The organism is Ruegeria sp. HKCCD7251, from assembly GCF_013031165.1.
Classification (GTDB): domain Bacteria; phylum Pseudomonadota; class Alphaproteobacteria; order Rhodobacterales; family Rhodobacteraceae; genus Ruegeria.
Window position 1 is genome coordinate 137,144 of record NZ_WPZC01000005.1, and the last position, 13,270, is coordinate 150,413.

At 59.0% G+C, this 13,270-nt stretch carries 14 protein-coding genes and 1 riboswitch; of the genes, 13 read left to right on the plus strand and 1 reads right to left on the minus strand.

The genetic code is table 11. The annotated features are described in order from the left end of the window. Positions 1-101 precede the first annotated feature (101 nt). The 13 genes from dnaK to radC all read left to right on the plus strand — a co-directional run bounded on the left by dnaK (position 102) and on the right by radC (position 11,707). Positions 102-2,009 carry a molecular chaperone DnaK gene (gene dnaK, locus GOX75_RS14165; protein ID WP_171124144.1) on the plus strand — a complete coding sequence of 636 codons (1,908 nt, stop codon included), beginning with the start codon at positions 102-104 and terminating at the stop codon, positions 2,007-2,009. A 74-nt stretch (positions 2,010-2,083) separates the two neighbouring features. Beyond that, positions 2,084-3,235, plus strand: coding sequence for a molecular chaperone DnaJ (dnaJ, locus tag GOX75_RS14170; protein ID WP_171124146.1), 1,152 nt, complete (start codon positions 2,084-2,086; stop codon positions 3,233-3,235). Between the two features lie 173 nt (positions 3,236-3,408). Continuing rightward, a riboswitch (TPP riboswitch) is annotated at positions 3,409-3,515 on the plus strand. Positions 3,516-3,562: 47 nt separating this feature from the next. Next, positions 3,563-4,366, plus strand: a complete 804-nt coding sequence (gene thiD / locus GOX75_RS14175) for a bifunctional hydroxymethylpyrimidine kinase/phosphomethylpyrimidine kinase (RefSeq protein ID WP_171124148.1) — start codon at positions 3,563-3,565, stop codon at positions 4,364-4,366. After that, positions 4,363-5,340: an FAD-dependent oxidoreductase gene (locus tag GOX75_RS14180; protein ID WP_171124149.1), complete on the plus strand. Its 978-nt coding sequence runs from the start codon at positions 4,363-4,365 to the stop codon at positions 5,338-5,340. Before thiD ends, GOX75_RS14180 begins: the two co-directional genes overlap by 4 nt. Then, positions 5,324-5,518: a sulfur carrier protein ThiS gene (gene thiS, locus GOX75_RS14185; protein ID WP_171123862.1), complete on the plus strand. Its 195-nt coding sequence runs from the start codon at positions 5,324-5,326 to the stop codon at positions 5,516-5,518. Before GOX75_RS14180 ends, thiS begins: the two co-directional genes overlap by 17 nt. A 2-nt stretch (positions 5,519-5,520) precedes the next feature. Then, positions 5,521-6,285 (plus strand): thiazole synthase, encoded by a 765-nt coding sequence (locus GOX75_RS14190; RefSeq protein WP_171124151.1) that lies wholly within the window; start codon positions 5,521-5,523, stop codon positions 6,283-6,285. After that, entirely contained in the window at positions 6,282-6,878 is a 597-nt protein-coding gene (locus tag GOX75_RS14195) for a thiamine phosphate synthase (protein ID WP_171124153.1), read from the plus strand. The genes GOX75_RS14190 and GOX75_RS14195 overlap by 4 nt, the downstream gene beginning before the upstream one ends. Continuing rightward, positions 6,875-7,837, plus strand: coding sequence for a HesA/MoeB/ThiF family protein (locus GOX75_RS14200; RefSeq protein ID WP_171124155.1), 963 nt, complete (start codon positions 6,875-6,877; stop codon positions 7,835-7,837). Before GOX75_RS14195 ends, GOX75_RS14200 begins: the two co-directional genes overlap by 4 nt. A 19-nt stretch (positions 7,838-7,856) precedes the next feature. Next, the gene (locus GOX75_RS14205; RefSeq protein ID WP_171123870.1) at positions 7,857-8,792 is read left to right on the plus strand and encodes an ABC transporter substrate-binding protein; all 936 of its coding nucleotides are present in this window, start codon (positions 7,857-7,859) and stop codon (positions 8,790-8,792) included. Further along, on the plus strand, positions 8,789-9,463 hold the full coding sequence (gene tenA / locus GOX75_RS14210; RefSeq protein WP_171124157.1) for a thiaminase II: 675 nt from the start codon (positions 8,789-8,791) through the stop codon (positions 9,461-9,463). The genes GOX75_RS14205 and tenA overlap by 4 nt, the downstream gene beginning before the upstream one ends. After that, entirely contained in the window at positions 9,460-10,185 is a 726-nt protein-coding gene (locus GOX75_RS14215) for an ABC transporter ATP-binding protein (protein WP_171123875.1), read from the plus strand. Before tenA ends, GOX75_RS14215 begins: the two co-directional genes overlap by 4 nt. After that, entirely contained in the window at positions 10,182-10,916 is a 735-nt protein-coding gene (locus GOX75_RS14220; protein WP_171124160.1) for an ABC transporter permease, read from the plus strand. Before GOX75_RS14215 ends, GOX75_RS14220 begins: the two co-directional genes overlap by 4 nt. Before the next feature lie 35 nt (positions 10,917-10,951). After that, the gene (gene radC / locus GOX75_RS14225; protein ID WP_171124284.1) at positions 10,952-11,707 is read left to right on the plus strand and encodes a DNA repair protein RadC; all 756 of its coding nucleotides are present in this window, start codon (positions 10,952-10,954) and stop codon (positions 11,705-11,707) included. Between the two features lie 3 nt (positions 11,708-11,710). On the opposite strand, the gene GOX75_RS14230 is transcribed toward radC, so the two are convergent. Further along, a complete protein-coding gene (locus GOX75_RS14230) occupies positions 11,711-13,267 on the minus strand; it encodes a phosphate ABC transporter substrate-binding/OmpA family protein (RefSeq protein ID WP_171124162.1) in 1,557 nt (518 codons plus the stop codon). Between the last annotated feature and the right edge of the window lie 3 nt (positions 13,268-13,270).

Genomic DNA, 13,270 nt, shown 5'->3' on the forward strand with positions numbered 1-13,270 from the left:
ACGCGTGATGGTGTAGGGCTATTGCGCAAATCAGATCGGGGGCGGGTGCCATAACGGGTCCGGACCTCGGACATCGCCTTGAAGAGAAAGGGATTGAACATATGAGTAAAGTAATCGGGATTGACCTCGGAACCACCAACTCGTGCGTGGCCATCATGGACGGCTCGCAGCCGAAGGTCATCGAAAACGCCGAAGGGGCGCGGACCACGCCCTCGATCGTCGCCTTCACCGAAGATGAGCGACTGGTCGGTCAGCCTGCAAAACGTCAGGCGGTCACCAACCCCGACAACACGATCTTTGGCGTCAAGCGTCTGATCGGCCGTCGTGTGGATGATGCAGAAGTCGAAAAAGACAAGAAAATGGTGCCTTATGCCATCGTCAATGGCGGCAATGGCGACGCATGGGTTGAAGCCCGTGGTGAAAAGTACTCCCCAAGCCAAATCTCGGCGTTCACTCTGGGCAAGATGAAGGAAACCGCCGAAAGCTATCTGGGTGAGGAAGTCACGCAGGCGGTTATCACCGTTCCAGCCTATTTCAACGACGCACAGCGTCAGGCTACCAAAGACGCTGGTAAAATCGCTGGTCTGGAAGTGCTGCGGATCATCAACGAACCGACAGCGGCCGCTCTGGCCTATGGTCTGGACAAGGAAGAAACCCAAACCATCGCGGTTTATGACCTTGGTGGCGGTACCTTCGACGTGACCATCCTGGAAATCGACGATGGCCTGTTCGAGGTCAAGTCGACCAACGGCGACACCTTCCTGGGTGGTGAAGACTTTGACATGCGCATCGTCAACTACCTGGCGGATGAGTTTAAAAAAGAGCATGGCGTCGACCTGTCGCAAGACAAGATGGCCCTGCAGCGTCTGAAAGAAGCTGCCGAGAAAGCCAAGATCGAACTGTCCTCGACCTCGCAGACCGAAATCAACCAGCCGTTCATCTCGATGGGCGCCAACGGCCAGCCGCTGCACATGGTCATGAAACTGACCCGTGCCAAGCTGGAATCGCTGGTGGGCGATCTGATCAAGAAGTCGATGAAGCCTTGCGCGGCTGCACTGAAAGATGCGGGTCTGTCGGCTGGCGACGTGGATGAGGTTGTTCTGGTCGGTGGTATGACCCGGATGCCGAAAGTGATCGAAGAGGTCACCAAATTCTTCGGTAAAGAGCCGCACAAAGGCGTAAACCCAGACGAAGTGGTTGCCATGGGCGCCGCCATTCAGGCCGGTGTTCTGCAGGGCGACGTTAAAGACGTGGTTCTGCTGGACGTTACCCCACTGTCGCTGGGTATTGAAACGCTGGGTGGCGTGTTCACCCGTCTGATCGACCGCAACACGACCATCCCGACGAAAAAGTCTCAGGTTTTTTCGACCGCCGAGGACAACCAGAACGCCGTGACCATTCGCGTGTTCCAGGGTGAGCGTGAAATGGCTGCGGACAACAAGATCCTGGGTCAGTTCAACTTGGAAGATATCCCGCCCGCACCGCGCGGTATGCCTCAGATCGAGGTGACTTTTGACATCGACGCCAACGGCATTGTGTCGGTTTCGGCCAAGGACAAAGGCACCGGCAAAGAGCAGAAGATCACCATCCAAGCCTCGGGCGGTCTGTCCGACGCGGACATCGAAAAGATGGTCAAGGACGCCGAGGAAAATGCCGAGGCCGACAAGGAACGCCGCGAGCTGGTGGACGCCAAGAACCAGGCGGAAAGCCTTATCCATTCGACCGAGAAGTCGATGGAAGAGCATGCCGACAAGGTCGACCCGACCACCATCGAAGCCATCGAGTTGGCGATTGCCGCGCTGAAAGACGAGCTGGAAACCGAGAATGCCGACAAGATCAAGTCGGGCATCCAGAACGTCACCGAAGCGGCCATGAAGCTGGGCGAGGCCATTTACAAGGCGCAAGCCGAAGAAGGTGAGGATGAGCCTGCAGCGGCAGACGCAGCGCCGGGCGATGATGATATTGTCGACGCCGAGTTCGAAGATCTGGACGACGACAAGCGTAACTAACGGGTAACCGGGCCAATTCGGGCCGGTCCGGTTGTCGGGCCGGCCCGATTACGTTGAGGCAGAAGGAAATACTGATGTCAAAACGCGACTACTATGATGTGCTCGGCGTATCAAAGGGCGCATCAGCGGACGAGATCAAGAAAGGCTTTCGCAAGAAAGCCAAGGAATTGCATCCCGACCGCAACAAGGACAACCCGGATGCCGAGGCGCAGTTCAAGGAAGCGAACGAAGCCTATGACGTTCTGCGAGATGCCGAGAAAAAGGCCGCCTATGACCGCTTTGGCCATGCCGCGTTTGAAAACGGCATGGGTGGTGGTGGCCGTCCCGGTGGTGGGTTTGGTCAGGGCGACTTTTCCAGCGCATTTTCTGACGTATTTGACGACCTGTTCGGTGATTTCATGGGTGGTCAGCGTGGCGGGGCCGGCGGCGGCCGTCGTGCTGCACGTGGATCAGACCTACGCTACAACCTGCGCGTGACGCTGGAAGAGGCATTCTCGGGGCTTCAGAAAACCATCAACGTCCCCGCTGCAGTTGCCTGCTCCGCCTGTGACGGTTCGGGCGCGGAAAGTGGCGTCGAGCCTACAACCTGCCCCACATGTTCCGGCATGGGCAAGGTCCGCGCGCAACAGGGCTTTTTCACGGTAGAACGGTCTTGTCCGACCTGTTCGGGCCTTGGCCAGATCATTAAGAATCCCTGTAAATCCTGTGGCGGCGCAGGCCGCGTCGAAAAAGAGCGCGCATTGTCCGTGAACATCCCTGCCGGTGTTGAAACCGGCACTCGCATTCGTCTGGCAGGCGAGGGTGAGGCCGGGTTGCGTGGTGGCCCTCCGGGTGATCTCTATATCTTTGTCGAGGTTTCGGATCACAAACTGTTCGAACGTGACAGCGTGAACCTTTATTGCCGCGTCCCCGTCAGCATGGCAAAGGCCGCGCTTGGTGGGTCGATCGAGGTGCCGACGATCGACGGCGGCCGTGGTCGCGTGCAGATTCCGGCTGGAAGTCAGTCGGGCCGACAGATGCGTCTACGCAGTAAGGGTATGCCTGCGCTGCGTGGTGGCGGTGTCGGCGATATGTTCATCGAATTGGCGGTGGAAACACCGGTGAACCTGACCAGCCGTCAGAAAGAGCTTTTGAAAGAGTTCGACGACTTGGGCGAAGACAATCATCCCGAATCCAAAAGCTTCTTCTCTTCAGTGAAATCGTTCTGGGACGGGATGAAGGGCTGAAGCCTTCAGTCAGGGGGCTCTGCCCCCGCCGCCCATTCGGGCGACTCCCCCGGGATATTTTTAGCCAGATGAAGCAGGGGATCCGTTCTTCATCTGGCCAGAAATATCCCGGAGCGCGAGGCAGAGCCTCGCAGAATCCTCTTGATTAATCCGACCGCGCCTGAGATGTTCTGCGCCAACCGTTGGGGTGCCCTGATCATGGGGCTGAGAGGTGCAAATGCGCCAACCCATCGAACCTGATCCGGGCAATACCGGCGGAGGGAACGGTCGTACAGTTTACTGACGTTATCCACGCCACCGTTGCCCCTACTGAACTGGAGCAACCAAATGGCGCCTATTGCATTGACAATTGCAGGATCGGACAGCGGCGGCGGCGCCGGAATACAGGCCGATCTTAAGGCGATGTCGGCGCTGGGTGTGTTTGGCGCGAGTGTTGTTACGGCGGTAACGGCGCAGAACACCCGTGCGGTGACCGCCGTGCATGGAATACCGCTGGAGGTTATCGCCGCGCAGATTGATGCTGTTCTGACTGATCTGAAGGTTGGTTCCATCAAGATTGGAATGTTGGCGACACCTGAGATTATCCATACCGTGGCCGACAGCATCGCAGCTTTTGAAGGTCCGATTGTTTTGGATCCCGTGATGGTCGCCAAGTCGGGGGATGCCTTGTTGGCGCAGGACGCGGTCCAAACCTTGCGGGATGTGCTCTTACCTCGCGCTTCGGTATTGACGCCCAATTTGCCGGAAGCTGCGTGTCTGTTGGGCAGCGCAGCGGCTACGTCTCCTGCGGAAATGGCGGATCAGGGGCGTAGCTTGTGTGCATTGGGGGCAAAGGCCGTATTGATGAAGGGCGGTCATGGCGTAGAGGATATTTGCCACGATGTACTGCTGGACGCTTCGGGCGTTGTTGGCGAATATACAGCCCCACGTGTTGAGACCCGCAACACGCACGGCACCGGTTGCACGTTGTCATCCTCGATTGCTGCGGGATTGGCCAAAGGTCTTGCACTGCCCGATGCGGTCGCGCAGGCGCATGAGTATCTTCAGGGGGCAATCGCTAAGGCGGATGAGCTGAATATCGGACAGGGCCACGGGCCGGTTCATCACTTTCATCGGGTGTGGACGGCATGACGCTTTGGTCGGTCTTAGGGGCCGGTGTTGCCGGTTTGACCGTCGCCAGCGAGCTTGTGTCGCGTGGCGCGAAGGTACAGGTTTTTGACCCCGGCGGACCTCCGGGTGCGCATGGGTGTTCCTGGTGGGCTGGCGGTATGTTGGCTCCGTGGTGCGAGTATGAAAATGCCGAGGAACCAGTGCTGCGCCTGGGGCAAGGCGCGTTGGAATGGTGGGGCACGCGCACCGTGGTACATCGGCGCGGTACTCTGGTTGTTGCCAATTCAAGAGATTTGCCTGATCTGCGCCGGTTCTCGCGTCGGACGCATGGATTTAAGGACGTCGATCAGCCGGAAATAGTCGAATTAGAGCCTGATTTAACGGATTTTCCTAAGGGCCTGTTCTTTTCGAACGAGGCGCATCTGGATCCGCGTCGCGCGCTGCTGGACCTGTATCGGCGGTTGCAATCAGAGGGTGTGGTATTTCATCAGAAACTTGCCCCGCCTGGTTTGAAAAACACCATTGATTGTCGGGGTTTGCACGCGCGCGAGACATTGCATGACCTTCGTGGGGTCAAGGGTGAGATGCTTGTGATCCGGTGCCCTGACGTTACCCTGTCTCGGCCCGTACGCCTGTTGCACCCGCGGATGCCGCTTTACATCGTGCCGCGCGGCAATGGCGGCTACATGCTGGGCGCGACAATGATCGAATCTGAGGACAGCAGCCGCATCACCGCGCGGTCCATGTTGGAATTGTTAAGCGCCGCATACGCGCTGAACCCCGCCTTCGGAGAAGCGGAGGTGCTGGAAATCGGTGTCGATCTGCGCCCGGCTTTCTCCGACAACCTGCCGCGCATTCGGCGTCTGGGGCATACGATTTATGCGAACGGGCTGTATCGTCATGGTTACCTGTTGGCCCCGGCACTTGCGCAGGGTGTGGCTGATCTGGCGCTTGAGAACAAACATTCGGAGATGGTCGATGAAGATCGTGCTTAACGGTGAACCACGCGAGGTGCGCGCCGAAACCTTGTCGGACTTGTTGCTGGAATGCGGGTTTACTGGTCGTGTCGCGACGGCGGTGAATGAAGACTTTGTACCGTCGACCCTACGCGTCGCCCATAAACTGACTGACGGCGACAGGGTCGAAGTTGTTGCGCCGATGCAGGGGGGCTGAAGGTGAAGACGTTCTATGGCACCAAACTGCCGAATCCATTGATGCTGGGGACTGCGCAGTATCCCAGCCCGGCAATACTAGAAAAAGCATTTCGGGAAAGTAGAGCTGGGGTCGCCACCGTGTCCTTGCGGCGCGAATCTGGTGCCGGGCAGACGTTTTGGCAAATTATCCGCGACCTTGGCGTTTTGGTTCTGCCCAACACCGCTGGCTGCCATACCGTTAAAGAGGCCGTGACTACGGCGCATATGGCGCGCGAGGTGTTTGATACCAAGTGGATCAAACTTGAACTGATAGGCCATACCGACAGCCTGCAGCCGGATGTGTTTCAATTGGTCGAGGCGGCCCGCATCCTGACCGGAGATGGGTTTCAGGTCTTCCCGTACACCACTGACGATCTGGTTGTGGCAGAACGCCTGTTGGGGGCCGGGTGCGAGGTGCTGATGCCCTGGGGCGCGCCGATTGGGTCGGGGCGCGGGCTGAACAACGAATACGCGCTGCGCGCGCTGCGCGCCGAGTTTGCTGATGTCCCGTTGGTGATTGATGCGGGGATCGGCCTGCCAAGTCACGCGGCACACGCGATGGAGCTGGGGTATGACGCGGTGCTTCTCAATACAGCCGTGGCGCGGGCGGGCGACCCGGCGGCGATGGCGCGGGCCATGATGTTGGCGATCGAGGCGGGGCAACTGGCGCATGAGGCCGATCCGATCGAGGCCCGAGATATGGCTGAACCTTCGACCCCAGTGATCGGAAAGGCGTTTCTGTCATGACGCTGGACCGGTTTTACCCAATTTTCGATCACTCCGACTGGTTGCGCCGCATGTTGCCGCTGGGCGTCAAACTGGTCCAGTTGCGGATCAAAGATCAGCCGGATGAGGTGGTGTGGGAACAGATTTCTGCGTCACTGGACCTCTGTCGAGCACACGGCGCGGTGCTGGTAGTGAACGACTATTGGCAGGCCGCCATTGATGCGGGGTGTGACTGGATTCATCTGGGTCAGGAGGATTTAGACGATGCCGACCTGAAAGCCATCCGTAAGGCTGGGTTGAAGCTGGGTGTGTCCACCCATGACGATGATGAGCTGGAGCGTGTTCTGGCGATGGACCCGGATTATGTGGCGCTTGGCCCTGTCTACCCGACGATTCTGAAGAAAATGAAATGGGAACAGCAGGGTTTGCCGCGCGTAACAGAGTGGAAGGCACGGGTAGGCGACATTCCCCTTGTCGGTATCGGTGGCATGAGTGTGGAGCGTGCACAGAGCGTATTGCAGGCGGGTGCGGATATCGTTTCGGTCGTGACAGATATCACCCTAAACGCCGACCCCAAAGCCCGCGTGCGCCAATGGATCGAGGTCACGCGATGAGCCGTTACGCGCGTCAAACCCTGTTGCCCGAAGTCGGGGCCGAAGGTCAGGCGCGCTTGTCCGACGCGCGGGTTATCGTGATTGGCGCCGGAGGTCTGGCGGCACCGGTTCTTCCCCTACTTGCCGGTGCCGGTATCGGGCAGATCACGATTGTAGATGGTGACACGGTTGCCTTGTCAAACCTGCACCGCCAGACGTTGTTTGCCGAAGCGGATTGTGGGCGGCCCAAAGCTGCGGTCGCTGCTGAACGGTGCCGCGCGTTGAATGGCGAGATCAACGTAATTGCGAGTGAACAGGCCCTAACAACGGAAAACGCAGCCGACTTGGTGGCGCAGGCAGATGTGGTTCTGGATTGTGCTGACAGTTACGCCGCCAGTTATATCCTGTCCGACACGTGTTTTGGCGCGGGAAAACCACTGATCACCGCGTCGGTTCTGGGTCTGTCGGGTTATGTCTGCGGGTTCTGCGGCGGTGCCCCGTCATTGCGCGCTGTGTTTCCGGATGCGCCGGACAATGGGGCAAGTTGCGCAACAGCGGGCGTTTTGGGGCCCGTTGTGGGAATGATCGGTGCGATGCAGGCGCAAATTACGCTGAACCTGATATTGGGGCTGGACCCCTCGCCCTTGGGTCAGATGGTTCAGTTCGACGCGCGAACCCTGCGCAGCACCACTTTTCGCTTTGACAATGCGCCCGAGCCCGATCGGCATTTCAGATTTGTCTCCCCGGGCGATCTGACCGAGGACGACTTGATCGTTGAACTACGCGGCGAAGACGAAGCACCGAAACCCGTGCATCCGAATGCGCAGCGCCTGTCGCTCAACGCGTTAAAATCAGAGCCTAACAAAGAGAAAACACTGGCTTTGTGCTGCGCCACAGGTTTGCGCGCCTGGCGCGCCGCCGAAGAATTACAACCGGATTGGTCCGGCGAGATTGTCCTCGTCGCGGCCGCAACCTCGTGAACAGAAGGAAACGCGAGACATGAAAAAGCTGATCACAGCCATCGCTCTGCTAGCCGCCGCGCCTGCATGGGCCGAGGACAAGATGACCGTGCTGCTGGACTGGTTCATCAATCCCGACCACGGTCCTATCATCGTCGCTCAGGAAAATGGCTACTTCGCAGATGAGGGGCTTGAGGTCGAGATCGTCCCACCAGCGGACCCGTCTGCGCCCCCGCGTCTGGTTGCTGCGGGTCAGGCGGAATTGGCCGTGTCTTATCAACCGCAACTGCATCTGCAGATCCACGAGGGGCTGCCGCTCAAGCGGGTGGGCACTCTGGTTGCGACGCCGCTCAACTGTCTGTTGGTGCTTGAGGACGGCCCGATCAAATCGCTTGCCGATCTCAAGGGCAAGAAGGTCGGATTCTCGGTCGCAGGCGTGGAAGAGGCGATCCTGACCGCGATGCTGAACGCACATGGTGTTGCACTGGACGATATCGAGCTGATCAACGTCAACTTTTCGCTGTCGCCGTCGCTGATGACCGGTCAGGTCGATGCTGTGATCGGCGCGTTCCGTAACTTTGAGCTGAACCAGATGGATATCGAAGGCGTCGCAGGCCGTTGCTTCTATATCGAGGAAGAAGGCGTTCCGCCCTATGATGAACTGATCTATGTCGCCAATCCCGACAAGATGGACACCGACATGATCGCCCGTTTTCTGGCAGCGACCGAGAAAGCCACCCAGTACATCGTCAACAACCCCGAAAAAAGCTGGGAGATTTTCGCCGCCACGTCGCCTGAGCTGCAGGACGAACTGAATGCACGCGCATGGGTCGACACTCTGCCCCGTTTTGCGCTGCGTCCGGCGGGTTTTGACGCTGGCCGGTATGCTCGGTTCGAGGAATTCCTCAAGGACAGCGGCATGATCGACAGCATCAACCCGGTCAGCGACATCACCATCGACGTGACTGCGCAATGAGCGAGTACGGCAAGGCCTTCGCGCTGATGCGCGAGGCGGCGCAAGGGCCGTGGCGGGACTATACCCGCCACGCTTTTGTCGAAGGGCTGAAGGACGGAAGCCTGCCGCGTGACGCGTTCCTGCACTATCTGCGTCAGGACTATGTGTTTCTGATCCACTTTTCTCGTGCCTGGGCCTTGGCGGTGGTAAAATCGGAAACCCATTCCGAGATGCTGACTGCAGTCGGTACCGTGAACGCGCTGGTGGCCGAGGAAATGCAGCTTCATATTGGTATATGCGAGGCCGAAGGTATCTCGGGCGAGGAACTGTTCGCCACCCCTGAACGTGCCGAGAATTTGGCCTATACGCGGTTCGTGCTCGAGGCGGGTTATAGCGGCGATTTGCTGGATCTGCTAGCGGCCCTAGCGCCCTGCGTGATGGGCTATGGCGAGATCGGAGCACGGCTGGCGATCGAGGCCACGTCGGAGACCTATCGCGACTGGATCAACACCTATGCAGGCCCGGACTACCAAGAGGCATGCAAGGCGGTAGGAACGTTGCTGGATCAGGCTCTAATACGACGTATTGGACCGGATTTTGAAACTTCGCCCCGGTGGGACAGGCTGTGCCAGACCTTCCGAACCGCCACAGAGCTAGAGGTCAATTTCTGGCAAATGGGCCTGACACCATGACCCCTGCACCCGATCTAACCATAAGCGGCACGGCCACCATTGACGGAGCGACGCTGTTCGCGCCGCTTAGCCTGACCCTTGGGTCGGGACAGTGGACCTGTTTGCTGGGGGGGTCGGGTGTTGGAAAGACCACAGTCCTGCGTTTGATCGCAGGGCTTGATACGGGTGCGGATTTTGATGGCCGAATTACCGCAAGTGATGGTCAGACCGTGGCGGATCGCGTCGCGTATATGGCGCAGGACGATCTGTTGTTGCCGTGGGCGACAGTTGCGCAGAACGTATCATTGGGCGCGCGGCTGCGCGGTGAGACACCCGATATCGAACGCAGGGACCGTTTGATCGAACGGATGCGGCTTCAGGATCACATGGCCAAGAGACCGTCAGAACTGTCTGGGGGGCAACGCCAGCGGGTCGCGTTGGCGCGAACCCTGATGGAGGATCGGCCCATCGTTTTGCTGGATGAGCCGTTCTCGGCCCTGGATGCGCGTACACGAGCCGATATGCAGGACCTTGCCGCCGATGCGCTGAAGGGCAGGACCGTTCTTTTGGTGACCCACGATCCGGGCGAGGCCGCGCGGCTGGGTCAATCCATTGTGGTGATGACACCGCAGGGGCTGACCTCATGCGATCCCCCTGCCGCGCCTGCGCCGCGCCATGTGGATGATCAGGAAACGCTGGAAACGCAGGGTGCTTTGTTGCGACTGCTGAGAGAGGCTGCATGAAGATCCTGTCGGCCCTTGCTGCAACCGTGTTTGCGCTGGTTCTTTGGCAGGCGATCGTCAGCCTGACCGGGTTGCCGAAATTCATCCTGCCCGGCCCTGCTTTAGTTGCCGAGACATGGTGGCAGAATCGCTGGATCATCGCGGAACACACGTGGATTACGGCGGTTGAGGTGGTGATCGGTCTGGCCTTTGGGACGGTTTTGGGGGTTCTGACCGCCCTGCAACTGGCCAATTCACGCGCGGCGCGGGTGTTGGTGCAGCCGATGCTGGTCTTTACCCAAGCCTTGCCGGTTTTCGCGCTGGCACCTTTACTGACCCTGTGGCTGGGATACGGGTTGTGGTCCAAGGTCGCCATGGCCGTGTTGATCATCTACTTCCCGATCACGTCCTCCTTCTTTGACGGGCTGATGCGGACGCCACAAGGGTATCTGGACCTTGCGCGCACCATGCAGGCCAGCCCCCGCGCCGTGTTGTGGCACATTCGTATACCCGCCGCGCTGCCGTCGCTGGCCTCGGGGATGCGGCTGGCGGCCGTTTATGCTCCGATCGGGGCGGTGATCGGCGAATGGGTCGGGTCCTCGCAAGGGTTGGGTTATCTGATGCTGTTGGCCAATGGGCGCGCCAAAACCGATCTGATGTTTGCTGCGATGCTGACGCTGGGGGTATTTTCCATCCTTTTGCACCTGATTGTCCGACGGGCCACTGCGCGCATGGCGGGCGAGGCGCGTTAACCATTCAGAAACTGATTCTGAGCCAATCTTTGAGTATGACTCAGGATGCCTTTGCCGAAGCCCCCTCATTGTTCGACTTTGACGAAGCCCCGGGGCAACCTTTGCCGACGGGTAAGTTGCCGTCTTATATCAAGGATCACCGCAAGCGGCTGCGCGAACGGTTCATGGCTGGCGGTTCGGCTGCCATGCCGGATTACGAGTTGCTGGAACTGGTCCTTTTCCGCGCGATCCCTCGGCAGGATATTAAACCTCTGGCGCGTGCCCTCATGGACACATTCGGCGATTTCAACCGCGTTCTGACTGCGCCAGAAGAACGGCTGCGGCAGATCAAAGGCGTGGGCGATACGGTGATCACCGACCTCAAGATACTCGAAGCCTGCGCCCACCGGATGGCACGGGCGCGGGTGATGCACCGGCACGTGATTTCCGGCTGGGATGCTTTGCTGGACTATTGCCACACAACCATGGCGCACTGCGAGACTGAACAGTTTCGGGTGTTCTTTCTGGACCGCAAGAATGTGCTGATCGCGGATGAGGAACAAGCCAAGGGCACGGTGGACCATGTGCCAGTCTACCCGCGCGAGGTCGCCAAACGCGCGCTTGAGCTAAACGCCTCGGCCCTGATCCTTGTGCATAACCATCCCTCAGGTGATCCGACGCCGTCGCAATCGGACATCGACATGACAAACCGAATTCAGGATGCGTGCACAGCCTTAGGGCTGACGCTGCACGATCATCTGATCATCGGAAAATCAAATGAGCTGAGTTTCCGCTCCGAAGGGTATCTGTAGCTGTCACTCGACCCAGACCTCGACCCGGCGATTGACCTTGCGGCCCCAATTCGTGTCATCGCAAGCCATTGGCATCGCTTCACCAAATGCATCCACATTCAGTTCGACGCTGTCTGGCACCGTGGTCTCGACGGCTGCCACCACTGCATTGCGAACCGTTTTCGCGCGCAGCAGGGCGATACGTGCATTGCCTGCGGCGGGACCGTCGCCATCGCTGAACCCGACAAAGGTCAGCTTGCGCGCATCGAATGCCCCGGATTCAATCTGTTGTGCCAGTTGCCGTATGTTGGACCGCGATTGCGCGTCAGGCCGGGACGACCCCGCCTCAAACCGAAAGGACAGTGACAAGCGTGAGAGGGGACGCAGCGTTTCGATCATGCGCTGCAATTCGTCCAGCCCGACCTCGGGGCCGCCTGACGCTATGGCGTTTGCCAGCCGATCCCCTTGTAACCCGATCCGCATCATTTCCGGGGCTTGATCGACAAAACCAGAGTTTCGGATCTGTAACTGTGCCGCATCGCTTTGGGTATAGGCCAGAAACTGCCTTGCGATCCGGGGCAGGCGGCGGTTGGGCAGATACAGGAACATAGGCGAAGTAAGGGGATAATCCTCGGTCTTGATAGTCTGCCGCGTGGCAGAAAGCGCATGACCGCACCCCCCGGTCAACGGCAGCGCACGAACAGTGTCCAGTTCAGCCTGACTTGCCAACCCGACGGCGAACGGGTCTTTTGCCACCTTTTGCACAAGCGAACCGCTGTGAATATGGCGAACCACGCTTTCCGACAGGGCTGCGTCTGATGGCACAAACAACTGGTCCTCGGCAATCTGGGCCAGTCCTGAACCAGCACTAGGCAAATGGGTTGAGATCGGCGCATCCGGCCCCCCCAATTCGGCCCAGTTCATAATCTCTCCGGCAAAAACCCGAACCAGATCGGATGGGGAAATCTGCCGCACGGGATTATCCATTGCAACGATCGGGACCAGCGCGTCCAATGCCACAACACGCGACCGGCGCACGTGGGTCAGGTCGCCCAGACCAGCCGCCTCTGCCGCGGTTTGCTCATCATCGCGTATTTCGCGCAGGGCCATCACGATGTCGGTCTCGTTATTGGTCAGATCGACAAAACCCTGCCCTGTGTTGTTTGCGCTGAAAAAGAACCGCCCCAGCGGTGCATTCCGACCCGTTTTCTGCAGCTCGATCACGAGGTTGCCAGACTCGGAATCATGAGACGTGGCCAGCAACCCCTCTTGCCGGGCGAAACCTGTGATCAGTGCCGGCAGAACTTTTTCGGCCATCACGGACGAGCCTGAGAAACGCACCTCTGCCACGAAATCAGTCAGGCTGGGGCATGCTGGGCCGTCACACGTGACGCCTGATCCATCAACGGTCAGCGTTCCGAACGGAGTGTCCACCCGATAGAACTCACCATCAAAGCCAAGCAGATTGCCGACAACCTCAACCTTACCGTCGTGGGATGTCAGGGTGATATCCTGCGCGGACACGTTTTTGGATAGCGTCAGCGAAATAAGTGCAGCGACCGCCACACGAAGAAAGGTCATAAG